The organism is Ruegeria sp. S263, from assembly GCF_056780525.1.
Window position 1 is genome coordinate 1,701,326 of record NZ_CM165558.1, and the last position, 26,209, is coordinate 1,727,534.

A 26,209-nucleotide genomic window follows, 5' to 3' on the forward strand; every position below is an offset into this window, starting at 1 on the left:
CGCCCGACAAAATTCGACGAATTTTGTTAAACCAGAACCGAACCTTTGGAGTCGATCACGCCCTGCGTCTCGGCCTCGCCCAGCAGCATCTCGTTATGGGCTTTGCCCGACGGAATCATGGGGAAGCAGTTTTCGTGCTTTTCTACCAGACAATCAAAGATAACGGGGCCATCATAGTTGATCATTTCCATGATCGCGTCATCCAGATCTGCGGGGTCGGAACACAGGATACCCTTGGCCCCGAATGCCTCGGCGAGTTTAACGAAGTCGGGCAGGGCTTCGGACCACGAATGCGAGTACCGCTCACCATGCAGCAGCTCCTGCCACTGGCGGACCATACCCAGGCGTTCGTTGTTCAGGATGAACTGTTTCACAGGCAGGCGGTACTGAACGGCGGTGCCCATCTCCTGCATGTTCATCAGCCACGAAGCCTCACCCGCGACGTTGATCACCAGCGCGTCCGGGTGGGCCATCTGCACACCGATCGAGGCCGGGGTGCCATAGCCCATGGTGCCCAGACCACCGGATGTCATCCAGCGGTTGGGGTCTTCAAAGCCCAGATACTGCGCGGCCCACATCTGGTGCTGGCCGACCTCGGTGGTGATATAGCGGTCGTGTTTTTTGGTCAGCTCTTCAAGGCGTTGCAGCGCATATTGCGGTTTGATCGTCTTTTCGCTGTTGGTGTAGGCCAGACAGTTGACCTTGCGCCAGTCACTGATCTGTTCCTGCCATTTGGAAACTGCCGCAGCATCGGTCTTGCGACCGCGCGCTTTCCAGACCTTCAGGATATCCTCAAGAACATGCGCGACGTCGCCCACAATCGGGATGTCCACACGGATCACCTTGTTGATGGACGAGGGATCAATGTCGATATGGGCCTTCTTCGAATTCGGCGAAAAGGCATCAATCCGCCCCGTGATCCGGTCATCAAACCGAGCGCCGATATTGATCATCAGGTCGCAATCATGCATCGCCAGATTGGCCTCATAAAGGCCGTGCATGCCCAGCATGCCCAGCCAGTTTTCACCCGAAGCTGGATATGCACCTAAACCCATCAGGGTCGAGGTGATGGGAAAGCCGGTCGAATCCACCAGTTCACGCAGCAACTGGCTGGCCGCAGGGCCTGAGTTGATCACGCCACCGCCAGTATAAAAGACGGGCTTCTTGGCGGTCTCCATCGCGGCGACCAGTTCGGTGATCTCTTCCAGATCGCCCTTCATTACCGGTTGGTAATGCGAGGTCGAGGGTTTCGGGCTGATATATTCACCCGATGCGAATTGCACGTCCTTTGGAATGTCGATCAGCACCGGACCGGGGCGGCCCGAGGTGGCGACGTGGAAAGCTTCATGCATGGTCTCGGCCAGCGAATCCGTGTCCTTCACCAGCCAGTTATGCTTGGTGCAGGGGCGGGTGATGCCGACGGTGTCAGCCTCTTGGAACGCGTCCGAGCCGATCATGAAGGTCGGTACCTGACCGGTCAGAACAACAATCGGGATCGAGTCGAGCAGCGCGTCGGTCAGGCCGGTCACCGCGTTAGTGGCACCGGGACCCGAGGTCACAAGCGCAACGCCGGGTTTGCCGGTTGACCGGGCATAGCCTTCGGCGGCGTGGACGGCCCCTTGTTCGTGACGCACCAGAATGTGGCGAATGTCGTTTTGCAGAAAAATCTCATCATAGATCGGTAGCACGGCGCCGCCGGGGTATCCGAATACCGTGTCCACGCCCTGATCCTTGAGGGCCTGAACCACCATCTTTGCGCCGGTCATCTCACGTGTCATCTGCTTTGCTCCGTTCGCGACATGTGTCTTGCGTTTTGCCAAAAAAAAGCCCCCGAGATTTTCGGAGGCGCATGGGTTGGATTATGGTTTACCGTTACCGGCCCATGCGCGTGTTTCCTACGATTACGACTAGCGCTTTCATCGCCAGAGGCTCCTTTTTTGCGTGCAGGGACATTATGGGCGGTAAAAGGGGGCGTCAACAGGCAATCGTACCAATTTTGTATCTTGAGCGGTGAATTTTGCGACATTTTATTGCGCGTTTTGGCGCCTGGCCGGAAGATTCGAGAAGATTTCCTGTCGTCTGCATGTGCATCGCAAAAATAACAGTGTCGGAAAGCGTCATGGCAATGTCCCAAACAAGCATGATCGGCCGATTGGGTTGAGTACGCTGACTTTGTCTTTGCAGGCAGAGGAGGCGGGAAATGTTGCACGATCTTGTGGATCTGGGACGGTATCCGATCGATTGTCCGGGCTCGCGGGCGTATGATCAATTGATCGGCGATTTGCGGCGTGAACTGGATCAGGACGGATGCGCCGTCCTGCCGGGTTTTGTGCACGCCGAAGGGTTGGCGCAATTGCTGCAAGAGGCGCGGGCGACCGCCCCAAAAGCGCATCGCTCGTTCAATCGAACAAACGCCTATTTCACGAAGGATGATCCTGGGTTGGCGGCGGATCATCCTGTCCGGCGGTTCTATGATCGGTCCAATGCCTTTGTGCCGGCTGATAATTTCAAAACATCCGGACCTTTGCGCCGAATCTATGAATTTGAGGGCTTTCTACCTTTCATCCGCGCGGCCTTGGATGAGGCCGAGGATCGGTTCTTTCGCTATGATGACCCGCTGGCGGACGTCATTATCAATGTCGTTGAGGAAGGGCAGGGCTTCCCTTGGCATTTCGACACCAACAACTACACCGTGACATTGGCCATCCAAAACGGAGAGGAGGGCGGCGCGTTCGAGTATGTGCCGAACCTGCGCAGTTCTTCGGACGAGAATTTTGACACGGTCGCTTCGGTGTTGGACGGGAACAGAGCGCGGGTGCGCAAGCTTGAACTGCAACCCGGCGACCTGCAGATATTCAAAGGGCGCTACTCCCTACACCGCGTTGCGCCTGTCAAAGGGTCGTGCAGCCGGTATGTGGGGATTTTTTCATTTGTCGAGGCCGAAGGTATGTGCGGCGGGGTCGAACGAACTCGGCAATTATATGGCCGTGTTTTGCCGCATCACCTGGATCGGGAAGGGGTAAGGCGAGACAGTCTGCTTGACTGATGCTGGTCGGCGGAAGGCCCTCCCGCCCATTGTCGACGCGCCTTTGGCGCGCCTCCGCTGGTTGGGCGTCGCTGCGCTGCGCGCTGCGGGATCAAAATCCGGGGCTTGTGCCTTGTAGGACGCCGTGTTCCAGCGCATAGCGTGTAAGACCGGCTGTCGATGATATGCCTAGTTTGCGTTTGATGTTCTTGCGGTGCGTCTCGACGGTGCGAACAGAGATATCCAGCGCCTGAGCGACTTCTTTATTCGACTTGCCTTGGGCGAGCTCCAGCAGGATTGTCTGTTCGCGCCCAGTCAGCGCCTCACGGGTGCTTTCGCCCTTGGGCTGTAACGAGCCGCTGGCACCCGTGCAAAGGTATTGTTCCCCGCGCATTACGGCGTCGATGGCCTGTTTGATCTCTTCGGTTGGGACGTCCTTGAGGACATATCCCTTGGCACCGTGACTTAGCGCGGTCGAGATGTATTCCGGGCTGTCATGCATTGACAGGATAAGGATGCGGGTCCGGGGCAGGCGTTCCAGGATGATCTCGGTGGCGCTTAACCCGCCAAGCCCCGGCATATTCAGGTCCATCAGGATGACGTCTGGGGCCAGGTCTGTCGCCTTTTCCACCGCCTCTTGTCCGCTACTGAGCGTTCCGACGACCTGAATTTCGTCATAGCTTTCAAGGATCGACTGAATCCCTTCGGCAACCATCGGGTGGTCATCTACAATAAGGACCCGGATCGTTTGGTCGCTCATGTACCGGCCTTTCGGTTTGGGGTCGCGTCTTCGCGTGGTGGCAACAAATGACTCAGGGGCAGGCTGGCCTCGATCACCGTGCCGCTGCGTGGGCCGCGTGATGACAGAATACGCAATGAGCCGTCAAGCTGTTCGATACGCTCTTGCATATTCCGCAATCCGATCCCGGCGCTTGCCTGTCCGGGGTCGCTACGCAGACCACGACCGTTATCGGTAATGCGCATTGTCGCGCCTTTCTTATGGCCGCGCAAATCAATTGTAACGCGCGTTGCCCCCGAATGACGCTCAATATTGGTGAGGGCTTCTTGGGCGATGCGATACAGCGCGATCTTGCTGTCCTGATCCAGACGGTTACGGAAGACAACGGTTGAAAACTCGGTCTCAATCCCGGTGCGTTCGCGGAAATCGTCGGTTAGCGCCTTGAGCGCCGGGCCAAGCCCCAGATCGTCCAAAACGCCCGGGCGCAGGTCGCGGCTGATGCGGCGGACCTCGGTGATGGCAGTGCCAAGGTGGTCGATCCCTTTCTCCAACGGATCGCGTGCGCCTGCGTCATCACCCCGCGCCAAGCGGCGACGGGCGTTGTCCAAAGCATAGCGCACACCGACCAATATCTGACTGATCCCGTCATGCAGCTCACGGGCCACGCGACCGCGTTCTTCTTCCTGCGCGTCAAACACACGCTGGGTCAGCTCTTTCAGTTTGGCGTCGGCCAGCCTGCGTTCGCGGAAGTTCAGCAACATGCCCGAGGCAAAGACGATCAGTACGGCGGCCAGTACGATGCCGCCGATATACATGAAGGTACGCTGAACGCGCGCCTCGACCTCGGCGCGGGCATTGGCGACGGTGGCAACGATATCGTCTATGAAAACACCGGTCCCCACGGCCCAGCGCCAATCTTGCAGGCCGACGACATAGGCGATCATCTGCGCCTCTTCCCCGGTTGAGGGCTTTTGCCACATGAAACTGTGCCATCCGGCCCCCTGACGAGCGAGGCGAATGAACTCATCAACAATGGGCGTGCCGTCGCTGTCGGTCAGACCTTCCCAGTTTCGGTTGATGAACTGGGTTTGGCGCGGGCTGACCAGATTGTTACCGTCATAGTCATAAACGAAAAAGAACCCATCCTTGCCGTATATCATCGCCGACAGGATTTGCGTCACAAGGTTCTGTGCCACCTTGTCGTCAGTTGATGCGCGGCCATAGATGTAAGCGAACCCGTTGCGGGCTTGGGTTACATAGTTGCGCAGTTCTTCCTTCTTGGCCTCGATCAGCCTGCGTTCCAGCGCCTGAATCTCGCGCTCGGCCGTTGCACGGGATTCATACGTCACGAACAGTGCGATCGCAGCGACGGCCACGACCAAGGGAATCGCCGCGACAAGCGACAATTTCTGGCCATAGGTCAGCGAAATCAGATTTCGGAATCCCCTCATGGTCGAATCGATACGCAAGCCTGCGGCAAATTGCAAAATTTTTGGACTTTTGATCGTTCTTCCCGGCCATAGGTCAGAAAATTGTGGTGTTTGGCGTCAAATTCACGACCCAAGCCGCCCAAAAACCGAGGTTCCTACGTAGTAGTAGGTATTCACATTCAATTCGGGGTCATTAGGCTGGCGCGCACTGACAACGACTGCCCCCGGCATCGGCTGGGGTATTGGATATGTAGGGGAGGAACACTCATATGGATCGTCGTTCATTTCTGAAAACATCTGCTCTGGGCGGCTCGGCAGCTGCGGCCACCACGCTGGCGGCTCCGGCTTACGCGCAGGGCAAGCGCACTCTGACCATGGTGACCTCGTGGGGTCGTGGTCTGGCAGGTGTTTTCGACAGCGCGCAGCGTTGCGCCGACAGCATCACCGCAATGTCTGACGGCAACCTGACCGTTGACATCAAAGCAGCCGGTGAACTGGTTGGCGCGTTCGAAGTTTTCGACGCGGTATCGTCGGGTCAGGCCGACATGTACCATGCGGCGGACTATTACTTTGTGGGTCAGCACCCGGGCTATGCCTTCTTCACCGCTGTTCCGTTCGGCATGACCGCGCAGGAACTGGTGAACTGGTACTACCATGATGGCGGCATGGAAGCTCATGACGAGCTGGGTCAGATCTTTGGCCTGAAGTCGTTCCTGGCCGGTAACACCGGTGCGCAGGCGGGCGGCTGGTTCTCGAAAGAGATCAACAGCCCCGAAGACTTTAACGGGCTGAAGTTCCGCATGCCGGGTCTGGGCGGTAAAGCCCTGGGTAAACTGGGCGCGTCCGTTCAGAACATCCCGGGTTCGGAAGTGTATCAGGCACTGTCCTCCGGCGCGATCGACGGGACCGAGTGGATCGGACCTTGGGCCGACGAAAAGGCCGGTTTCCAGGAAATCACCAAGACCTACTACACCGCTGGCTTCCACGAGCCGGGCGCAGGTCTGTCGCTGGCGACCAACCGCGACGTGTTCGAGGAACTGACACCCGCACAGCAGAAGATCATCGAGATCGCTGCCGCCGAAGCGCACCAGTGGAACCTGGCGCAATTCCTGGCCAACAACGGTGCGGCCCTGCAGCGTCTGCAGTCGGGCGGCGTGAAGGTCATGGAATTCCCGGACAGCGTTTGGGATGCCTTCGGCACCGCCAGCCAGGAAGTTCTGGACGAAAACATGGGCGACGAGCTGTTCAAGAAGATCCACGACAGCGCGATGGCTTCGATGGCGGCGTCTTCGGCCTGGTTGAACCTGTCGTCGGGTGCCTACACTGCACAGCGCGACCGCGTTCGCGGCTAATCGCAGGAACTAAACTCAATTGGTTTCCCCGCCTGGTGCGGGGAAACCTTTCCCGTTGCACATGCAGGGCTCGGACAAGCCAACAATAAGCTGCGGTGCAACTGACGCGACCTGGGGACAACATGCAGGACGAAAACGGTATCTCGTTCTTCGGCGCCCTGTGGAATGGACTGGTTTGGTTCATTCAGAACATTGCCGAAGCCTTCTATAATTTCGGATATGCCATCACGCATCCGCAACTCTGGCTGAACTGGTCGGACAAAGAAGCCATCATGCGCTTTGTCTATTATGGCGGGTCGGTCGAGTTCTTCTTTGTGATCTTCACCATCTTTTTGGTTCTGACCGCCATCGGTCTGTATTATCGGAACTTCATGTGGGGCATGGTGCGCGGCCTTGAGGGGTTCGCCAACACAACCGGACGCTTCTTTGCGTGGGCGGGCCTGCTGATGGTCATCCAGCAAATCGTCATCGTTTTCATGCAGCGGGTGTTCGCGCGGCCCGATATGGCCTTTGGTTTCGGTATCCCGATCCAGATGGATATCAGTTGGTATGCCGAAGAACTGAAGCTTTATAACGCAATGGTCGTGTGCCTGTGCTGCACCTATACCTTCGTGCAGGGCGGACATGTTCGGGTTGACCTGATCTATGCAGGCATCAGCCACCGGGCCAAACGTGTGATCGACATGCTGGGTGCGTTGTTGTTCATGATGCCGATGGCGGTGCTGACATGGATGTACGGATGGTACTTCATGTGGCGGCACCTAATCGTGCCGAAGCCCTCGGCCAGCGATACGCTGGACAAGCTGGTTCTGAAATCCCGCGCGCTGCGTTGGAACGTGGAAACCATCGGCTTCAGCCCGAATGGGTTCAACGCCTACTTCCTGTTCAAGATTCTTCTGGTGGCTTTCGCGGGCATGGTGTTCCTGCACGCCATCGCGTTCCTGTACCGGTCGTATCTGGAATATGTGGAAGGGCCAGACAGCGTTGGAAAATACCTCGACAAGGACAGCCTTGGTGAGGGTGAAGAAGCCTACGAAGGCGCACATTAGGGACGGGGACCCAGACTATGTTATTCGGACTTGATGGCGTCGAGATAGGCCTCATTATCGTGTTCTTCTGCCTTTTCGGAGGCATTCTGTCCGGCTTTCCGGTGGCCTTTGCCATCGGTGGGGCGGGGATCATCTCATTCGGGATCATTGCGGCGCTGGACAGTGCCGGGCTGCTGATACACCAAGCGATTGATACCAGCTCACAAGCCTATCGGGATGTGGTGAATTCTGGGATCAAGCCAGATGTGATATCGGTGTTCCGATACCCGGACTTACCGCGCATAGCTGAGCCGGTCTTTGTATCGGGCTGGGAAACGGCCCTTGACCGCAACGTCTCGTTCATCGTGAACCGCATGAATGAACGTGTTCTGGCGGGGCAGTCGATCGAAACTCTGCTGGCCGTGCTGATGTTCGTCCTGATGGGCATCACGCTTGAACGCTCGAAGATTGCAAACGATCTGCTGACGACGATGGCGCGCGTTTTCGGACCGCTGCCGGGCGGTCTGGCTGTGTCGATTGTTGTTGTGGGCGCGTTCCTTGCGGCCTCGACCGGGATCGTCGGGGCCACCGTGGTGACCATGGGCCTGCTGGCGTTGCCGACGATGTTGCGGAACAACTATTCGCCTGAACTGGCGACGGGTGTGATCGCCGCTTCGGGTACGTTGGGGCAGATTATTCCGCCCTCGATCGTGATCGTTCTGCTGGGAACTCTGGCGGGAGATTTGTATTCAACCGCTCAGGAAACCCGCGCAGTTGAAGCGGGCTGTACCGACGCGCTGACCTATCTGGGTGAGCCGGCGGTGGTTTCGGTCGGCACGTTGTTCCAGGCGGCGCTGCTGCCGGGGATCATGCTGGCATTGCTCTATGCGCTCTATGCGTTCGGATATGCGTTGCTTAACCCCGATAAGGCTCCGGCTGTTGAACTGTCGGGCGGCAGTGGCGAAGTGATTACTCGCGCCGAAGGTCTGACCTGGTTGCTGGGCGCGCCGGTCGCCCTGATCGTGGGCGCGGTAATGCTAAGTAGCGCCGGTATCATCGGCAGCCAGAACATCAGCGTTTCGGCGTTCTCTGACATTGGCGAGGGCGCATCCCTGCGCACCAACGTGTCTGCGGAATGTAAGGCCTCGATGATCGACCTGCATGGTCAATCCGCCTGGGATCAGGCCGTGGCCGAGCAGGAGGCCATCGACGCTGCAGGAGGAACCAGCGAAGCCACACGACTGACCGAAGAGGAACTGGCCGCTGCTCAGGAAGCCAAAATCGCAGCGGCTGCACCGATCGGAACAGGTGTCGCCGTGATGGTTGTTCTGCTGGGTCTGACGCTGGTCATGGGACGGGGAATTGCACCGTCGCAGTCTACGCAGCCCCTGATCGTTGGGGCCATTGGCCTGTTGCTGATGCTATTGGTGGATGTGCTTCTGATCGCGCCGACAACATCGTCCGGGGCGACCTTCCTGCTGTTGGCGGTGCCGTTTGCGCTGGCCATGTATGGCTGTAAGGAAGCTGCGGCGCGGTGCGCGACCAATGATCTGATCCGTGTGGTGTTCCCACCGCTGGTTCTGATCATCGCGGTTCTCGGCTCGATCCTGGGTGGTGTGACGAACCCAACTCCGGCGGCTGCGCTGGGGGCTGGTGGTGCGATCATGCTGGCGGCCTATCGCAAACTGCAGGATCAGGGACGATCCGGCAAGGTGATCATCTGGTCGACATTTGCCGTGATCATTGCCCTGCTCATGGGGGTCAACTTTGACCTGCGCATCAACCAGGGCGGTGTGACGGCGGAAACCTGGATTGCCTTCTTCATCGCGTATGGCGCTTACCTGTTCGCCCTGTTCGGCCTGATCTATGGGTGCTGGGTTCTGTTTACCAGTGGTGTTCTGACGCCGGTGGTACGGGAAACCGCCAAGGTGACCTCGATGGTGTTCACCATCCTGATCGGGTCGCAATTGTTGAACCTTGTGGTGATCTCGTTTGGTGGGGAACATTACATTCAGCAATTCCTCAGGAGCTTTGACAACGAGTTTACGGTTTTCCTGATCGTGATGCTGGTCTTGTTCATCCTTGGGTTCGTGCTGGATTTCCTTGAGATCATCTACATCGTGATCCCCATCGTAGGCCCGGTGATCTATGGCGGATCGTTTGATCCGAAATGGGTCACGATCATGGTCGCGGTGAACCTGCAGACCTCGTTCCTGACGCCACCGTTCGGATTTGCCTTGTTCTATCTGAGGGGGGTTGCACCGAAGGAGGTCACGACTGGGCATATCTATCGCGGGATCATTCCTTTCGTGCTGATCCAGGTGGTCGGAATCGCAATCCTGTGGTTCTTCCCGTCGATTGTGACAATCGTTCCGGATCTGATCCCGAACTGATCTTTGGGTGTCATTCAGTGAAAATGAAAAGGGGGCCTGCTGGCCCCCTTTGCTTTGGCGTTTTGGGAAGGGGCCAGCCCCTTCTTGGCCTGCGGCCAATTCAACCCCGGGATATTTTTGGCCAGATGAAGGGATGGATCAGGTGAACTGAATGAGGTCCCAGCGGTTTCCGAAGGGATCGCGCCAGACGGCGACCGTTCCGTAGGGCTCGTGTCGGGGGGCTTCCTCGAAGTGAACACCTGCGGCGTTCATTTTGGCGTGGTCGCGGTCGAAGTCATCGGTTTCCAGAAAGAAGCCTACGCGCCCACCGGTCTGGTTGCCGATTACTGCGGATTGGTCAGGTCCGTCCGCACGGGCGAGCAGTAGCGATCCCTGCTTTGATCCTGGCGGTGCGATGCGGACCCATCGCTTTCCTGCGCCCAGGTCAATATCCTGCAGGACGGTGAATTTCAGTGTTTGCGAGTAGAAAGCGATGGCTGCATCATAATCCGGGACCACTAGCGTCACCGCGTGAAGGCTTTGGCGCATGTTGCCTCAGCCCTTGGTCGGGTGGCGGTCGGGTAGTTGGATATTGGCTACCTGTTCGGCAATGGGGGCAGTGGAAAGTGGATGATGACTGGAGTCCGGCAACTCCGACGGATTGCCGACATTGATCCATTCGCCCCGAACGTACGCTTCGAGCCCGGAGAAGCGGGCCTTGTATCCCATTTTGGGGCTTCCGGGTACCCAATACCCCAAATAGACGTATGGCAGGCCAGCTTCGCGGGCGATGTCGATGTGATCGAGGATCATGTACGTCCCCAAAGAGCTTTGCGGCTGGTTCGGGTCGTAAAAAGAATAGACCATGCTAAGCCCGTCATCCAAGACGTCCGTCAGGCTTACGGCGATCAGGTCACCGGTGGTCGGGTCCGCGTACTCCACGACCCGGCTGCGGATCGGAGTTTCCTCGATCATCGCGGCAAATTCGAATACATCCATATCGGCCATGCCGCCGTCCGCGTGGCGCGTGTCCAGATATCGGCGGAACAGTTCGTATTGTTCATCTGTTGCCCAAGGCGAGTTCGCCTTGCGCTGGAGGTAGGCGTTGCGTTTGATGGCGCGTTTCTGGCTTTTGCTGGTGCAAAACTCGGAGACGTTTATCCGGGCGGACAGGCAGGCTGCGCAATCGGCGCAAGACGGGCGGTACAGCACGTTCTGGGACCGGCGGAATCCTTGTTGAGACAGCGAGTTGTTGAGCTGATCCGCGCCTTCGCCCTGTAGGGCGGTGAACAACTTACGCTCCATCCTGCCCTCAAGATAAGGGCAGGGTTGTGGGGCCGTCACATAAAATTGTGGCGCTATTGGCAGCGTGTGTCGCATGAATGTTCCAGGTTTCCTGAAACGGATGATAACAACCGATCCCGGTACCGCCAAGTGATTCAAGCAGTTGGAGAATTTTTACGCGCGCTGGTTGATCATGACCGTTCCAAGGAAAGCATCTGTTAGCCCCTGGCACCGCGCGCTGGTCAGCATCATGATGACCGAGATGATCTGCAGAACTGGGAAAGCCATGCTGACGAAATAGCCCGCGGTGTGTGCCAAGGCTTTGCCGGTATCCATGCGGGCCCCAAAGGAATCGCGCAATTCTATGCCCATGAACCGCATACCCAAAGTGGCTGAGCCATTTGCGATGGTCACGACACGATAGATAAAGCTGACGACCGCGTAGATCAGGGCAAGAATAAACAAGCCCATGCCCAAGGTCAGAAAGATCGCAACTGTGCAGAGCAGCGAGACAAAGGCGATGTCAAACAACCACGCGACAAAGCGTTTGATCGCCACGGACTGATAGAACTCCGGTTGGCGGTCAGGGTCAGGCAAATGGGTCATGTAGGGAATTTCCGAGTTGTTGTGTGGTTTACCCTGTCCCGATCAGGCGGGGCAGGGCAAGTCTGGATCAGGCGTTCTCGCCGTTTTCGCTTGGATCGCGGTTTTCGCGGGCGCGTTCGTCCATGAACTGATCGAACTCGGCCTTGTCCTTGGCTTCGCGCAGGCGGCGCAGGAACGCTTCAAAATCCTGTTGTTCGCGCTCCAGACGGGCAAGGGTGTCGGCCTTATATGCATCAAAGGCGCTGTTGCCCGAGGGTTTCATGGCGCTCATGTGGCTGTGCCAGGTTTTGCGGCGGCTGCAGGACTTGCTGAACATGCGTTTGCTCCAGATCATATAGGCCAGAATGGCCAGGCCTACGGGCCAGAAGAAGATGAATCCAAGGACCATTACAGCGATCCAGGCCCCTTTTCCCTTATCATCAAGCCAGGCTTCGGCGCGGTAGAGCCATCCCGGATTTTCAGGGACGGCGTGGTCGGAAAGTGCGGTCATTTGGGGTCTCCGGGTTAATGTAAATTTCGTTCACATCATCTAGATGGGGGGTATGCGGCAGGTTGCAAGGGGTGAATGTGAAAAAGATTTACATCTTGGATGGGCGGTGCATAGCAAAGCGCCGAGAAAAGGTTAGTTTCCGCTTGCGCAAGACATTGAAATTACGCCATCTCCTAATTGGGGCTTGAATCCCTTGTATAGTCTTTCCGCCGGAGGGTTAATGTCAGGACCACTCGCCATCCAACGAATGCCTCGACCTTTCGATCTGTCGTTGGGGGCAGAGGCGCGTGCGCTTGTCACTGATCTCGCACCTGAAGCCGGCGAACTTATCGCTGGGGCCGCCGGATCGAGCCCTTATCTGAATGGGCTTGTCGCGCAAGAAAAGGACTGGCTTGCGCAGGCTTTAACTCAGCCAGATCAGGCACTGGCAGATGTGATGCAGGGCGTACAAAATCTGCCAGCGGATCAGTTGAAGCCCGGATTACGACAGGCCAAACGGCGGGTGGCGCTTCTGACCGCTCTGGCTGATCTGGCTGGTGCGTGGCCGTTGGAGAAAGTTACGGCGGCCCTTACGGATTTTGGCGCACTAGCGGCCGACGTTGCGGCCAAAGCTGAGATCGCCGCGCTGATCCGGCGGGGCAAACTGCCGGGCATGACCGAGGACGATGTGGAAACTGCTGCCGGGATGATCATTCTGGCCATGGGAAAGATGGGTGCGCACGAGCTGAACTATAGTTCGGATATCGACCTGATCGTTCTGTTTGATGAAACCCGGTTTGATCCGGACGATTTCTATGATGCGCGACACGGAATGGTCCGGGCCACACGGAATTTCTGCGCGACGCTCAGCGACAAGACGGCAGATGGCTATGTGTTCCGCACCGATCTGCGTCTGCGTCCCGATCCGGGGGTGACGCCTGTGTGCATCGCGGCTGAGGCCGCCGAACGGTATTACGAAAGCCTTGGCCGCACATGGGAGCGCGCAGCCTATATCAAAGCGCGGCCCTGCGCAGGTGATATCGAGGCAGGACAGCGCTTTTTGGACACGCTGCGGCCGTTTGTCTGGCGGCGGCATCTGGATTTTGCCGCCATTCAGGATGCCCATGACATGCGTCTGCGTATCCGCGAGAACAAAGGCACCGGCGGCGCGTTGACCATACCGGGCCATGACATGAAGCTGGGGCAGGGCGGCATCCGTGAGATCGAATTCTTTACACAGACCCGCCAGTTGATCGCCGGAGGGCGCGACCCAGATCTGCGGGTTCGTGGTACGGTGCCCGGGCTGGCAGCCTTGGCTGACAAGGGCTGGGTTCCACGGGATGTCGCGGAAAAGCTGACGGACCATTATCGCGCCCATCGGGATGTCGAGCATCGGATTCAGATGATCCACGATGCCCAGACCCACAAGGTGCCTCAGTCGCCTGATGGGATCGAACGTGTCGCCTGCCTCATGGGGATCGACAGCGCCGAACTGACGGCGGACCTGACCCGCCGCCTGACCGAAGTCCACGAGCTGACCGAAGGGTTCTTTGCGCCCGGCTCGTCTACGCCGAAACCTGCCGGAGAGGCCGGGTTTGATCAAAGCATTCTGGCCCGCTGGCCCACCTATCCGGCGTTGCGATCGCAACGGGGCGCGCATATTTTCGAGAGGCTTAAGCCCGAGCTTCTGTCGCGCCTTTCGAAAACTGCGAAACCGGATGAGGCGCTGTTGGCACTGGACGGGTTTCTTTCGGGCTTGCCGGCGGGTGTACAGCTATTTTCGTTGTTCGAAGCCAACCCTCACCTGATTGACCTGTTGATTGACATTGTCGGAACCTCTCATGCGCTGGCGGCGCACCTGTCGCGCAATTCTTCGGTGTTTGATGCGGTGATTGGGGGCAGCTTCTTTGATGACTGGCCGGGGCAATCTGCTCTGCAAGCCGATTTGCAGCAGGCACTGGCGCAGGAAGGGGATTATGAAAGCCAGTTGGACCTCGCGCGGCGTTGGTGCAAAGAGTGGCACTTTCGGGTCGGTGTGCATCACTTGCGTGGATTGATCGACGGGGCGCAGGCCGGACAACAATATGCGGAACTGGCAGGGGCTGTGATCGCCGCGATCCTGCCATGCGTGGAAGAACAATTCGCCCTGAAACACGGCCCCGCGCCGGGACGTGGGGCCGCCGTTCTGGGCATGGGGTCGCTTGGCGCTGGCCGAATAAGCTCGCAATCCGATCTGGATATCATCCTGATCTACGATCCGCTGGATCAGGACATGTCTGACGGCCCGCGACCTTTGGCAACCCGGACTTACTATGCCCGGTTCACGCAGGCGCTGATTACGGCGCTGTCTGCCCCTATGTCTCAGGGCAGGTTGTATGAGGTGGACATGCGCCTGCGCCCTTCCGGCAATCAGGGTCCCGTTGCGACGAGTTGGGCGAGTTTCACCAATTATCAACGAAATGAAGCGTGGGTTTGGGAACATCTCGCCCTGACCCGTGCCAGGGTCGTGGCGGGCGATCCGGGACTGGCCGAGGATATTGAGGCGTTTCGCGCAGTACTCCTGTCCCACCCCCGAGACCAAGCGCAGATATTGAACGATGTGGCAGAAATGCGCGTCCGTTTGGCGGCGGCGAAATCCCCGTCTGGTATTTGGGACGCCAAGAACGGCGCAGGGCGCATGATGGATATTGAGTTGTTGGCCGAAACCGGAGCCTTGTTGTCGGGTGAGACCAAGCACGATGTTCACGCAGGGTTGGACGGCGCGGTCGCTGCCGGGCTTTTGGACGTCGCGCAGGCGCAAACACTCAAAGAATGCTACGATTTATGCTGGTCTGTACAATGTGCGGCTCGGCTGCTGTCCGGTAAGATGATCGAAGCGGACAAAATAGGCCAGGGCGGGTCAGATTTCCTGTGCCGGGCCACTGGGTTCGAACAGGTTGAACAGCTTCAGGCCGCGCTGCAGCAGAGGTATTCAAGCGCTGCCGAAATTATCGCCAGCGTGATCAAGGAGGACGGCAATGGCGCGCAGTGACGATCCGAACGACCACAAAGGTCTTATCCGCGAAGCCTATCGCATTGATGGCATCACTTTGCCGGAATGCCGCTCTATCTTTCTGGACTGGGCGCTCAGCCTGCCTGCGGAACGGGATCAGGCTCTGGCGCTGGTCGACCTACACGCCGCCTATTCAGCGCAGGCAGCGGATCATCCTATGACGCAGGTTCTGGCCGAAGGTCTGCAAGCCGCCAAAACCCCTAAAAGACGGGGCGGATGGCGTTCGCGTTCGCGCTAGGGCTTTTCCCTGCGGGCAATCGGCACTAAGAGGGCGCCATGACCCAAGCCGCCGATCGCCCCCGTATTCGCCTGAAACCCAAAGCCAACGCACGCGGGCTGCGCCATGGCTTTCCCTGGGTCTATGCAAATGACATCGTGACCGACCGCCGGACGCGTAAGATCGAGGCCGGTGCCCTTGCGGTTCTCGAAGATGAAAAGCGCTCGCCCATTGCGCTGGTCGCGGTGAACCCGAACTCCAAGATCATGTGCCGCGTTCTGGACCGTGATCTGGAGGCCACGTTGGATTCCGATTGGTTTGAGACCCGTCTGCGCCGCGCGCTTCAGATGCGTGAACGGCTGTTTGACGCGCCATATTATCGCCTGATCCATGCCGAAGCGGACGGATTTCCCGGCGTGATCATCGACCGTTTCGGTGATGCCTGCGTTATTCAGCCAAATGCGGCTTGGGCTGAAAAACACCTTGAGACTCTGACCGATGCTCTGGTTTCTGTGACGGGCGTTTCGGTCGTGTTGAAAAACGCTTCGGGCCGGACACGCGGCCTTGAGGGGTTGGATGATGCTAACCTCACGTTGCGCGGCAAGGCCCCCGATGACCCGCTGCCGGTTCCAATGAATGGCGCGACCTACATGGCCGATCTGACCGGCGGGCAAAAGACCGGTCTTTTCTACGATCAGCGCCCCAACCACGCGTTTGCCGCGCGTTTGGTGCAACCCGGCGCACAAGTGTTGGATGTTTTTAGCCACGTTGGTGGGTTTGGTCTTGCGATGCTGGCCGGCGGTGCGGCACGCGCGCTTTCCGTCGATGGCTCAGCCGCTGCGCTGGAACTGGCCACCAAGGGTGCGCAAGCCTCGGGGTTTGACGGAAGGTTCGACACCCGGCAAGGCGACGCCTTCGATGTTCTGACACAACTGGGGCAGGAGGGGGCTCAATTCGACGTCGTTATCTGTGATCCGCCGGCCTTTGCCCCGTCGAAACAGGCACTGGACGCGGGGCTGCGCGCGTATGAACGTGTGGCGCGACTGGCCGCACCGCTGGTGAAAGCGGGCGGTTATCTTGGCCTGTGTTCTTGCTCGCACGCGGCTGACCTTGGTCGGTTCCGCGATGCTTCTTCGCGCGGGATTGGTCGGGCAGGGCGGCAGGCGCAGCTTATCCACACCGGGTTTGCCGGACCCGATCACCCGCAATTGCCGCAATTGGCCGAAAGCGGTTACCTCAAAGCTGTGTTTTATCGGCTGTGAAGGCCGTTCTTGATACCTGCGTCATTTACCCGACGGTGATGCGAGAGATGCTGCTGGGGGCGGCCAAACTTGGTCATTTTACACCGGTTTGGTCCGCGCGCATTCTAGAAGAATGGGCGCGCGCGGCCCGTAAACTCGGCCCGGAAGGTGAGGCGCAAGCTCGCGCTGAAATTGCTTTGACACAGGCAAACTGGCCAAAAGCCGAACACGCGGAGAACCCAGGGCTAGCGCAGAGACTTTGGTTGCCCGACCCGGCGGATATTCATGTTCTGGCGACGGCTGTTTCCTCGTCTGCGGATGTCATCGTTACCGTGAATGCAAGGGATTTCCCAAGAAACGTCCTTTCGGAAGAAGGGCTTGAGCGCCGCGATCCCGACGCGCTGCTTCACGGGTTCTGGTCGGAAAATCCGGTCGACATGGCAGAGCTCGCCGACAGGGTTCTGGCCGAAGCCAACCGTCTGTCGGGCGACCAATGGAACCTCCGTGCCCTGATGAAAAAAGCCCGCCTTCCGCGTCTGGGCAAGGCGCTCGCAAACTAGATAAGGATCCAGCCTATCCGCCCGCGCCCCAACGCTGTTCAAGCACTTCAAGCGCCGCAATACGCTCATCGGTTTTGGGATGGCTCATCAGCCAAGCGGGGGTCACACCTGCGCGTTGTTGCGTCAGATCTTCGAGTTTGTGAAACAGGGACTTTTGCGGCTCGATCCCGATTCCGGCCTTGGTCAGCAATGCGGCGGCGTATTCATCGGCCTCATACTCGTCCCCCCGCGACAGTCGTGATGCCAGAAGATGGGTGAGCATGTTTGCGATCCACGCTCCAATGAATGGGATGAAACGGTTCAGCAACATCATCAACGCCGCCCGAAGCGCATTCTGCCCCGAGAAATCAATCATGCGGCGCCGGGCATGGCCTAGCGCAACATGGCCAAGTTCATGCGCAATCACGCTGGCCATTTCTTCGGCCGAAACCTCACCATTGCTGAATTTACGGTAGAATCCGCGTGTTATGAAAATTCGTCCATCCGGTGCGGCAAGCCCGTTCACCGGGTCAATCTCGTAGATATAAACCGGCACGCGGTCGATCCCCAGCGCCGCCGCAAGCCGATCCGTCATGCGTTTGAGAGCGGGGTCGGCCAGTTCTGTTGACTTGGCGTCCAGTTCCCGGTGGGTGCGCCAGACGGAAATTCGATACATGACAACGGCATAGGCGATTGCCAGCAATATTGGGGTTAGGCGAAGCATAATTCAGATATGGGCCGCGCGCGCGAACTAGACAAGCCACAAGTTCCTGCTTTGCCGGTTTGGGACCATAGCTGTGTGTCCGATCACTCGACAGGCGTGGGTAGGTCTAGGTTATCATGCAGGTCGGAAAGAGTGTCTGTGGTCAACACCTCGCCCTTGGACGCCTGAAAGAATGCATACTCGGCCTCTTTCTGGGCGACCAATGTATCGACCCGCAGGTCTTTGAGATCAGCACGCAGATTGTCCCGAATTTCCTCATACGCCTCCGCTTCAAGCAACTCTCGTTCCAGAGTATCCAGCTTGTCGTCATAATTCGGATCACCAAGGTCGAGATCGGCAATGTCGTCTGCAATCTCATCGCTGCTGCGACCGCCGTAGTTTTCGTTCAATGCCCGCAAGTTGCGCCTTGTTTCGTATAGCTCAGCCCGCAGTTCGTAATACTCGGATGCCTCAAACTGGTAGGACGCAATCTTTCCGACGTTACTGTTGGGTGCCGCATTCTGGAACGCAGGAGCCGCCGCGTTTGAGGCGTTCAGGTTCCGCAACTTGTCCGATCCGTAAGGGTCCGTGATCGCGGCGACAAGCGGATCGCGTTTGTAACGGTTCCAGCCCTTTTTGTGCGGGTATTCGACGTCGTCGTAGCGCAGAATATAAGCGGCGTCTTTGGCAAAATACGCATGGTTATCAGAATAGCGGTGATAGTCAGGGTCGTAGGGCACCGGCTGAATCGTCACGTCGTCCTGAAGGCGATCTTTTGGTTGTGGCAGATCAAGATTTTCGTGAAACTCACCCAACGCGCTGCGGGTCAGAGTGCGCCCTTTTGATGCTTCGAAAAAGGCGGATTCTGCGTCGGCCAACGCATCCTTGGTCTCGTATGACAAGTCTTTGACATCCTGCCGAAGGTCGTCGCGTGTTTCCTCGTACAATTCAGCTTCGCGCAGTTCAGCCTCCAGCTCATCTAGTTGCTCATCATAGTCCGGGTCACTTGGATCAAGCCCGGCGATGTCATCAGCAATTTCATAGCTCGAACGGCCATCATATCCTTCGTTGAGGTCGCGCAAATCACGGCGCGCCTCGTATAGGTCGGCGCGCAGATCGTAATACTCGGTTGCTTCGGCCTGATAGGTCGCGATCTTTCCGACATTACTGTTCGGTGACGCATTTCGGAAAGCAGGCGCTGCCGCATTTGAAGCGTTCAAGTTGCGCAACTTGTCCGAGCCATACGGATCGGTAATCGACGCAACAAGAGGATCGCGCTTGCGCCGTTTTGGCGGTTTCAGATCCCCGTCATCCTGATGCCATGTATATGCCCCCGTGGACCGTGCCACCGGGCGCGGCGACCGATCTACCGGGTCTATCGAGGCTTGTCGGTATGACTTTTTGACCGGTTTCGAACCGCGATTCGACCGAGAGCTTGAGCGCGTTCCAAACAATTCTTCGACGTCCCGTTTGAACTCGCGTCCGAATTCTGAAAACGAAACCCTTTGCGTGGTTCCGTTTTTAGGCTTGCTTTTGGCTTTATTCGAGCCGTTGTTCTTTTTGAACAAGTTCTGAAAGGAATTGTTCTTTCGGGCTTTATCCCGGCTTTTCCCGTATTCGCTTGTCTTGCTGTTTTTGTTGCCTTTTCCAGCTTTTCCTTTTCCGCTGCCTTTGCCGCGACCTTTCCCTGCGCCTTTTGCCTTGTCGCTTTTGGCAAACGCAGCGTCTGGGGCAAGTGCAAACGTGGCAACGGCCCCAGATGTCAGGATTAAAGAAGCGGATGTAACAATGGTCGTAAGAAATGCGCGGAAACGAAACTTGGTCATTTTAGCCCCCCAGCCTTAACCACTTCGCAATATACCACGGATTTGGGAATCCTGGCCGGACTAAGGGGGATTGTTTCTACAGGGGCTGCGATTTCCGGATTTTTTCCTGGAATTTGCCGTATTGTTTCGGGATCGGAAACCGCATCGGCTGGGAACGAAAGTCCAAAAGACCTATCGTGTCAGTTCCTTCATTCCCTGTTCCAGCCCGGCCAATGTCATTGGCACCATGCGGTCTTCGAATATCTCGCGGACCATATTGATCGAGTGGGTGTACTGCCAATACTTTTCGGGCACCGGATTGATCCAAAGATGCGATGCCCACTGTTCGCGGGCCCGTTGCAGCCAGACCTGACCGGGTTCTTGATTCCAGTGCTCGCTCGCGCCGCCAGGATAGGCGATCTCATACGGGCTCATGGATGCATCCCCGACAAAGATGCACTTGTAGTCCGGGCCATAGGTCCGCAGCACCTCGTGGGTCGGGGTTTGTTGGTCCCAACGACGTACATTGTCCCGCCAGAGGCCTTCGTACAGGCAATTGTGGAAGTAGTAGTATTCCAGATGTTTGAACTCGGTCCGCGCAGCCGAGAACAGTTCTTCGACCACCTTGATATGCGGGTCCATTGATCCGCCTACGTCCAGAAACAGTAGGACTTTGACTGCATTGTGACGCTCGGGCCGGGTTTTGACGTCCAGATAGCCGTGCTCGGCCGTGGCGCGGATTGTGCCGTCCAAGTCCAGCTCATCCGCCGCACCTTCGCGGACCCAACGGCGCAGGCGCTTCAGGGCCACCTTTATATTGCGCGTGCCCAGTTCAACCGTGTCATCCAGGTTCTTGAATTCACGCTTGTCCCAGACCTTGACCGCACGCTGGTGGCGGCTTTCCTTCTGGCCGATACGCACGCCCTCGGGGTTATAGCCATAGGCCCCGAACGGTGATGTTCCTGCGGTGCCGATCCACTTGTTGCCGCCCTGATGGCGGCCTTCCTGATCCTTGAGCCGCTCGCGCAGCTTTTCCATCAGCTTGTCAAACCCGCCAAGTGCCTCGATCTCGGCCTTTTCTTCGTCTGACAGGTGCTTTTCGGCCATCTTCGCCAACCACTCGGCCGGGATGTCGACGGCTTCCAAAACCTGATCAAAGCTGATTTCTTCCAGCCCTTTGAAACTGGCGGCAAATGCCTGGTCGAATTTGTCGATGTTGCGTTCGTCTTTCACCATCGAGACGCGGGCCAGATAATAGAACGCCTCAACGTCATGGGTCGCGAGGCCCTTTTTCATACCCTCCAGAAAAGTGAGGTACTCGCGGAGTGAAACGGGAATACCGGCTTTGCGGAGATTTTCGAAGAAGGGCAGGAACATGGCTCAGACCACCAAACGAACAAGGATGAGGGAAAGTACAAGGCCGACTAAGGCAAAGGCAATGCCGTAACCTGCTGCGTATTGGGCAATATCCGCCGTGCTGCCGTTGCGCTTGCGCGCGGTCAATGCCCCAAGGATAGCCCCAAGGATTGCCATGCCCATAACCACTACCATGCGTTACCCGCCTTTGTTGTTTGCAGGGGCTTCGGCAACGTCCTGCACCAGCGACCTGACCACGATTTCTGAGCCGAAGCCGTAGCGCGCCCATCCCAGACTGTCCAGCCTGACGGAGCGTGCCTGCGTAAGCCGCCCAGTCTGACTGAGCGCTTCTGACTTCAGCAGCAACAAAGTAGCCAGTTGCGAGGCATTCTCAGCGCGTGTCATCACGTCGATGGCCTTGTCCAATTCGGGCAGAACCTCGGAACCCTTCCCCTGCGCCAGCGCGTAAGAGGCGGTTTGGGTCGTGACATAGGCGCGGTGTAACTCGGTGCCCGGGTTGGCGCGGAGAAATTGCAGGGCGACGTCATAGTGCAGCAAAGCCTGCTGCGGATCGTCGAACTGCACCATGCGTCCCATCAGGTAATAGGGAAAGGCGCGGCGGTGGTCCGTCCATCCCTGTTCCTGACCTATCAGGGCAGCTTTTTGCGCGGCGCGAAAGCGTTTGCGCGATCCGGGCCCCGGACCGACGGATTTTTGAATGGCGTTGACCCACTCGCGCGGGGTTTCAGTGATGGGTTGCGGTTGGATCGCGTCCCCGCGCGGGTTCAGCCGCGACAGGATACCGGGGATGGCGGCCTCGACCTGTTCGCGCGTCATGCCGCTTTGCAGTTCGGGGGCATAAGTTGCGCGCAGGATCAACATGTCGAAACCGGTCAGAACGGTGTGGATGTTGTCGTCGTTAAAGACGGAATCTGGCAGGTGATACAGGTCGTTCAGCGGCCCCAGTGCTTGCGCGATCTCTTCATGCAGGCAATCCCGTTTTTCCTGCGGGCTGACGTCGTATGGTATGAAAATTCCTATCCGTTCCCGGTTGCGCAAGGCGGTCCAACTGCTTTTCCGTTTGCGGCGATCGCGGCTGTACTCTTCAAAGCTGGATGAGTTGGGGACAACGAAACAGGCCGCGTTCGGCAGAATATCGTGAATCTGGTCCTGACTGACGGCCTCGACCGTGATGTTGGCCTGACCCTCTGAAATCTGGCGGATGTCAATCCTGGCCTCGCGTTGCAGACGGGTCAGAAGCCGGGTCAGATCACGCTGCATGGACGGGGTCGGTGTGCCCGTCAAACGCAGGGTTACCAGTCCTTCGAACCGCGTCAACGCGGGCAGCGGGGTGCCGCTTTCCAACGCGAAATGCAGGTTGATGAAGTCCGACGCGATATTGGTGTTCGACCGCGATGGGGCGGTGGGGTACGACGCCGTGAAGGCCTTGACCGGCGGTAGGATTTCTTCAACCGCGTTCACACGTGTCGGCGGTTGGGGCGGGGGAACCGCAGTACACCCGACCAGGGCAAGCCCAAAAAGGATTAACGCCCATCGCATCATGGGCGTTGATACCGGATAAAGGGCGTTTCCTTGCCGATACGGTCATACAGCTTGCGCGCCGTATGGTTGAATTCCTGTGTCAGCCAGTAAACGGACGGAGCACCCTCTCTGTCGGCCTCGTCATAAACGGCCTGAATCAGGGCCCGTCCCACACCTGTCCCACGCGCCTCTGGTCGGGCAAAGAGGTCCTGCAGATAGCATACGCTTTCCACTTTCCATGCATGGCGGTGAAAAAGGTAGTGGGTCAGACCAATCAACTGCCCGTCTTTTTCGGCGACGAAACAGGAAAAATCGTGCGGATCGTCCGCCAGCAGACGTGCAAAGGTGCTGTCGTAAATCTCGGCTGAAACAGTTGTTTCATAGAATGCCAGATAGTCGTGCCACATCTCTTGCCATTCCGGGCGATCTTCGGGCCGCAATGCGCGAATTGTAAGAGTATCAGGCAAGCAACATGTCCCATTCGTAACGTGAGCAAGCGCCCGGACTGACCCGGACGCCTCTGCGCTGATGCTGACACCCGGCCTTCTATAAGGCAAGCGTCGATCAGCGGAACTTCACATCTCTTAGCGTTTGCTGCGGGCCATGAACGCCAGACGTTCGAACAAATGCACGTCCTGCTCATTTTTCAGCAGCGCGCCGTGTAGCTTGGGCAGAGCGTTGGCACCGTCACGCTTGAGGTCCTCGGCCGTCAGATCCTCGGCCAGAAGCAGCTTGAGCCAGTCCAGCACCTCGGAGGTCGACGGCTTTTTCTTCAGCCCCTGCGTTTCACGGATTTCGTAGAACTGTGTCAGGGCGGTGGTCAGCAGCCCGTCTTTGATACCGGGATGGTGCACTTCGACGATACGGCGCATCGTGGTTTCGTCGGGGAACCGGATGTAGTGGAAAAAACAGCGGCGTAGGAACGCGTCGGGCAGTTCCTTTTCGTTATTCGAGGTGATGATCACGATGGGGCGGTTCTTGGCCCGGATCGTTTCGCCGGTCTCGTAGACGTGGAACTCCATCTTGTCGAGTTCCTGCAGCAGGTCGTTGGGAAATTCGATATCGGCCTTGTCGATTTCATCAATCAGCAGCACGACCTTTTCGTCGGCTTCAAACGCCTGCCATAGTTTGCCCTTGCGGATATAGTTGGACACGTCCTGAACCCGCTCGTCACCCAACTGGCTGTCGCGCAGACGGCTTACCGCATCGTATTCGTACAGACCCTGCTGCGCGCGCGTGGTCGATTTAACGTTCCACTCGATCATCTTCAGGCCCAACGCCCCGGCGACTTGTTTGGCCAATTCGGTCTTGCCTGTGCCCGGCTCGCCCTTGACCAGCAGCGGACGTTCCAGCGTCACGGCGGCGTTCACCGCTATCGTTAGGTCGTCAGTGGCAACATATTCTGCTGTTCCTTGGAATCGTGCGGTCATCGGCCCCTCATCAAGTGTCGCGCGGTAATTGCAACATGGGGTTATCGCGGCACAGGAATTTTGACAAGGCAGGTTGCAGCGTCGCGTGCCGCCAAATTTCCAAGCAACTTAAATGCTTGGCACGATTCGGTGCCTTTCAGGTCGTGGAAAATTTTTAACTTACGCCACGAAATCGCCCGGTGAGTTTCACAGAAAAACAACGTTTTGTTGTTTTATGTCTCATATTTAGACGACACAGGGTCACACGGTGCCGCCGACACGTTTGCATAGTGACAATCCTCGCGCCGTCAGATAAACGCTCCGCAGAAGGGAATGCCTCATGTCTGGTGAAGAGAGAGCACTCGGCGTTGCAGGCCACACCGAGGGAGCAAAAATGAAGCAGGAAGTATTTCTGCCCGAAGATTATCGTCCAGCCGAAGACGAACCATTTATGAACGACAAGCAACTGGAGTATTTTCGCCGTAAGTTGCTGGACTGGAAAAGCGAACTTTTGGCAGGCAGCCGTGATACCATTGAGGGGCTGCAAGACAACACCCGAAACATCCCTGATGTTGCCGACCGCGCAAGCGAGGAAACCGACCGCGCGCTGGAGCTGCGTACCCGTGACCGCCAGCGCAAGCTGGTTGCCAAGATCGACTCGGCCCTGCGCCGGATTGACGAAGGCGAGTATGGCTATTGTGAGATGACCGGTGATCCGATCTCGTTGAAGCGTCTGGATGCGCGTCCGATTGCAACAATGACGCTGGAAGCACAGGAGCGTCATGAACGCCGCGAGAAAGTCCACCGCGACGATTAATCGCTGAAGAATTCAATAATCTCAGACGCCGGGGCCTGTCGCTCCGGCGTTTTTGCGTTAAGCGTTGAACATGAATATTGACGGTCTCAGTTTTGTTGTGATCGGCGGCGGAATAGGCGGCCTGGCCAGTGCATTGGCGCTGCGGCAGCGCGGGGCAGATGTCACGGTGCTTGAGCAGGCGCCAGCGCTGACAGAGGTCGGCGCGGGGCTTCAGATTAGCGCCAATGGCGTGACCGTTCTGCGTGCACTGGGTATTGCAGGCAAATCGCTGGAGATCGGGCAGTTGTCGCAAGGCACAACCCTTAGGGACTATCGAAACGGCCGCGTGATCAGCCACCTTCCGGGCCCGGCATCCGGTCCAACTTATTATTTTCACCGCGCTGATCTTCTGGACATTCTGCACAGCGAAGCTGTGCGTGCTGGCGTGAGGATAAGATTGGGCGCTCGGGTTTCGACCGTCACAAAGCACCAGGCCGAGGCCGAGGTCGTACTGAACGACGGCGAGCGCCTGCGATGCGAGTGCGCTATAGCAAGTGATGGAGGGCGCAGTATTCTCCGCTCGATTCTGAACGGGGCCGAAACGCCGCAATTCACCGGTCAGGTCGCTTGGCGCGCAACGATCCCGTGGTCCCCTCAAGGCGACGTTCCGCGCGCGTCTTTGACGATGGGGCCAGAGCGTCACGTGGTGACCTATCCATTGCGGGATCAGTCCCTGATGAACATCGTTGCAGTCGAAGAGCGGTCGGACTGGCAGCAGGAAGGGTGGCGACTGCAAGGCGACCCAGGTGACTTGCGTGCGCGTTTTTCGGATTTCGGAGGCGGCGTGCGCGATAAATTCGAGAAGGTGACAGAAACCTATCTGTGGGCCTTGTTTCTGCGCCCTGTTGCCGAAAATTGGCAAAACGGACATCTGGCTCTTTTGGGCGACGCTGCGCATCCAACGCTGCCTTTCATGGCACAAGGGGCGTGTCTGGCGTTAGAGGATGCCTGGATATTAGTCCGGTCATTCGACGAACAATCCGACGTGTCACAGGCGCTGCAGGCCTATGAGACGCTACGCCGGTCCAGAGCGCGCAAGGTCGTTGCAGCGGCCGGTTCCAACGCTCGAAACTTTCATTTGCGCGGACCAATGCGGTTGGCCGCGCAAATGGCGTTGAAGGTTGCCGGTCCAAAACTGGCCCGCAAATATGAATGGGTTTACAGCTACGACGCGACCAGCTAGC

At 57.8% G+C, this 26,209-nt stretch carries 24 protein-coding genes; 10 read left to right on the plus strand and 14 right to left on the minus strand.

Translation table 11 applies throughout. From position 1 onward, the window contains the following. Positions 1 to 26: 26 nt before the first annotated feature. Positions 27 to 1,778, minus strand: coding sequence for an acetolactate synthase 3 large subunit (locus tag ACT2B1_RS08500; protein ID WP_481668944.1), 1,752 nt, complete (start codon positions 1,776 to 1,778; stop codon positions 27 to 29). A gap of 422 nt (positions 1,779 to 2,200) precedes the next feature. Here ACT2B1_RS08500 and ACT2B1_RS08505 point away from each other — a divergent pair, with 422 nt between their 5' ends. Further along, a complete protein-coding gene (locus tag ACT2B1_RS08505; protein ID WP_481668945.1) occupies positions 2,201 to 3,046 on the plus strand; it encodes a HalD/BesD family halogenase in 846 nt (281 codons plus the stop codon). Positions 3,047 to 3,137: 91 nt separating this feature from the next. On the opposite strand, the gene ACT2B1_RS08510 is transcribed toward ACT2B1_RS08505, so the two are convergent. Both ACT2B1_RS08510 and ACT2B1_RS08515 read right to left on the minus strand, forming a co-directional pair. After that, complete coding sequence (locus tag ACT2B1_RS08510) at positions 3,138 to 3,785, minus strand: response regulator transcription factor (RefSeq protein ID WP_171122217.1); 648 nt, start codon at positions 3,783 to 3,785, stop codon at positions 3,138 to 3,140. Further along, positions 3,782 to 5,215 carry a cache domain-containing protein gene (locus tag ACT2B1_RS08515; protein ID WP_171240611.1) on the minus strand — a complete coding sequence of 478 codons (1,434 nt, stop codon included), beginning with the start codon at positions 5,213 to 5,215 and terminating at the stop codon, positions 3,782 to 3,784. The genes ACT2B1_RS08510 and ACT2B1_RS08515 overlap by 4 nt, the downstream gene beginning before the upstream one ends. A gap of 248 nt (positions 5,216 to 5,463) precedes the next feature. On the opposite strand from ACT2B1_RS08515, the gene ACT2B1_RS08520 reads away from it, so the two are divergent. The 3 genes from ACT2B1_RS08520 (at position 5,464) to ACT2B1_RS08530 (ending at position 9,967) form a co-directional block, all read left to right on the plus strand. Continuing rightward, entirely contained in the window at positions 5,464 to 6,546 is a 1,083-nt protein-coding gene (locus ACT2B1_RS08520; RefSeq protein ID WP_171122219.1) for a TRAP transporter substrate-binding protein, read from the plus strand. A gap of 122 nt (positions 6,547 to 6,668) precedes the next feature. After that, entirely contained in the window at positions 6,669 to 7,595 is a 927-nt protein-coding gene (locus ACT2B1_RS08525) for a TRAP transporter small permease subunit (RefSeq protein ID WP_171122221.1), read from the plus strand. 17 nt (positions 7,596 to 7,612) lie between these two features. Further along, on the plus strand, positions 7,613 to 9,967 hold the full coding sequence (locus ACT2B1_RS08530) for a TRAP transporter large permease (protein ID WP_171122223.1): 2,355 nt from the start codon (positions 7,613 to 7,615) through the stop codon (positions 9,965 to 9,967). Positions 9,968 to 10,105: 138 nt separating this feature from the next. On the opposite strand, the gene ACT2B1_RS08535 is transcribed toward ACT2B1_RS08530, so the two are convergent. From ACT2B1_RS08535 to ACT2B1_RS08550, 4 genes are all read right to left on the minus strand, one after another. Continuing rightward, positions 10,106 to 10,495, minus strand: coding sequence for a VOC family protein (locus ACT2B1_RS08535; protein WP_481668946.1), 390 nt, complete (start codon positions 10,493 to 10,495; stop codon positions 10,106 to 10,108). 6 nt (positions 10,496 to 10,501) lie between these two features. Next, positions 10,502 to 11,326, minus strand: a complete 825-nt coding sequence (locus tag ACT2B1_RS08540; RefSeq protein WP_171240614.1) for an arginyltransferase — start codon at positions 11,324 to 11,326, stop codon at positions 10,502 to 10,504. Positions 11,327 to 11,404: 78 nt separating this feature from the next. Beyond that, positions 11,405 to 11,836, minus strand: coding sequence for an RDD family protein (locus ACT2B1_RS08545; protein WP_171122228.1), 432 nt, complete (start codon positions 11,834 to 11,836; stop codon positions 11,405 to 11,407). A gap of 67 nt (positions 11,837 to 11,903) precedes the next feature. Continuing rightward, complete coding sequence (locus ACT2B1_RS08550) at positions 11,904 to 12,326, minus strand: DUF2852 domain-containing protein (protein ID WP_171122230.1); 423 nt, start codon at positions 12,324 to 12,326, stop codon at positions 11,904 to 11,906. 220 nt (positions 12,327 to 12,546) lie between these two features. Between ACT2B1_RS08550 and ACT2B1_RS08555 the strand changes: the two genes are divergently transcribed. Genes ACT2B1_RS08555 through ACT2B1_RS08570 form a run of 4 tightly spaced genes read left to right on the plus strand, consistent with a single transcriptional unit; the run spans position 12,547 to position 17,375 of the window. Then, positions 12,547 to 15,336, plus strand: a complete 2,790-nt coding sequence (locus tag ACT2B1_RS08555) for a [protein-PII] uridylyltransferase family protein (protein ID WP_481668947.1) — start codon at positions 12,547 to 12,549, stop codon at positions 15,334 to 15,336. Then, the gene (locus ACT2B1_RS08560; protein WP_171212706.1) at positions 15,323 to 15,595 is read left to right on the plus strand and encodes a hypothetical protein; all 273 of its coding nucleotides are present in this window, start codon (positions 15,323 to 15,325) and stop codon (positions 15,593 to 15,595) included. The genes ACT2B1_RS08555 and ACT2B1_RS08560 overlap by 14 nt, the downstream gene beginning before the upstream one ends. A 38-nt stretch (positions 15,596 to 15,633) precedes the next feature. Then, positions 15,634 to 16,836, plus strand: a complete 1,203-nt coding sequence (locus ACT2B1_RS08565) for an RSP_2647 family RNA methyltransferase (protein WP_171126572.1) — start codon at positions 15,634 to 15,636, stop codon at positions 16,834 to 16,836. Beyond that, the gene (locus ACT2B1_RS08570) at positions 16,833 to 17,375 is read left to right on the plus strand and encodes an RSP_2648 family PIN domain-containing protein (protein WP_171122239.1); all 543 of its coding nucleotides are present in this window, start codon (positions 16,833 to 16,835) and stop codon (positions 17,373 to 17,375) included. The genes ACT2B1_RS08565 and ACT2B1_RS08570 overlap by 4 nt, the downstream gene beginning before the upstream one ends. A gap of 13 nt (positions 17,376 to 17,388) precedes the next feature. Here ACT2B1_RS08570 and ACT2B1_RS08575 read toward each other — a convergent pair whose 3' ends face one another. From ACT2B1_RS08575 to ACT2B1_RS08605, 7 genes are all read right to left on the minus strand, one after another. Further along, positions 17,389 to 18,078: a M48 family metallopeptidase gene (locus ACT2B1_RS08575; RefSeq protein WP_171122241.1), complete on the minus strand. Its 690-nt coding sequence runs from the start codon at positions 18,076 to 18,078 to the stop codon at positions 17,389 to 17,391. Between the two features lie 83 nt (positions 18,079 to 18,161). Continuing rightward, the gene (locus tag ACT2B1_RS08580) at positions 18,162 to 19,883 is read right to left on the minus strand and encodes a hypothetical protein (RefSeq protein WP_481668948.1); all 1,722 of its coding nucleotides are present in this window, start codon (positions 19,881 to 19,883) and stop codon (positions 18,162 to 18,164) included. Between the two features lie 171 nt (positions 19,884 to 20,054). Continuing rightward, the gene (locus tag ACT2B1_RS08585) at positions 20,055 to 21,239 is read right to left on the minus strand and encodes a vWA domain-containing protein (RefSeq protein WP_481668949.1); all 1,185 of its coding nucleotides are present in this window, start codon (positions 21,237 to 21,239) and stop codon (positions 20,055 to 20,057) included. Between the two features lie 3 nt (positions 21,240 to 21,242). After that, entirely contained in the window at positions 21,243 to 21,413 is a 171-nt protein-coding gene (locus ACT2B1_RS08590) for a hypothetical protein (protein WP_171240622.1), read from the minus strand. A 3-nt stretch (positions 21,414 to 21,416) separates the two neighbouring features. Beyond that, positions 21,417 to 22,700 carry a DUF2927 domain-containing protein gene (locus tag ACT2B1_RS08595; protein ID WP_481668950.1) on the minus strand — a complete coding sequence of 428 codons (1,284 nt, stop codon included), beginning with the start codon at positions 22,698 to 22,700 and terminating at the stop codon, positions 21,417 to 21,419. Between the two features lie 77 nt (positions 22,701 to 22,777). After that, positions 22,778 to 23,167: a GNAT family N-acetyltransferase gene (locus ACT2B1_RS08600; protein ID WP_254428722.1), complete on the minus strand. Its 390-nt coding sequence runs from the start codon at positions 23,165 to 23,167 to the stop codon at positions 22,778 to 22,780. A gap of 177 nt (positions 23,168 to 23,344) precedes the next feature. After that, a complete protein-coding gene (locus ACT2B1_RS08605) occupies positions 23,345 to 24,190 on the minus strand; it encodes an AAA family ATPase (RefSeq protein ID WP_171240625.1) in 846 nt (281 codons plus the stop codon). 373 nt (positions 24,191 to 24,563) lie between these two features. On the opposite strand from ACT2B1_RS08605, the gene dksA reads away from it, so the two are divergent. Together dksA and ACT2B1_RS08615 are read left to right on the plus strand one after the other, a co-directional pair. Further along, entirely contained in the window at positions 24,564 to 24,986 is a 423-nt protein-coding gene (gene dksA, locus ACT2B1_RS08610; RefSeq protein ID WP_171122255.1) for an RNA polymerase-binding protein DksA, read from the plus strand. Positions 24,987 to 25,056: 70 nt separating this feature from the next. Then, positions 25,057 to 26,208, plus strand: a complete 1,152-nt coding sequence (locus ACT2B1_RS08615; RefSeq protein ID WP_171240626.1) for an FAD-dependent monooxygenase — start codon at positions 25,057 to 25,059, stop codon at positions 26,206 to 26,208. Position 26,209 lies beyond the last annotated feature (1 nt).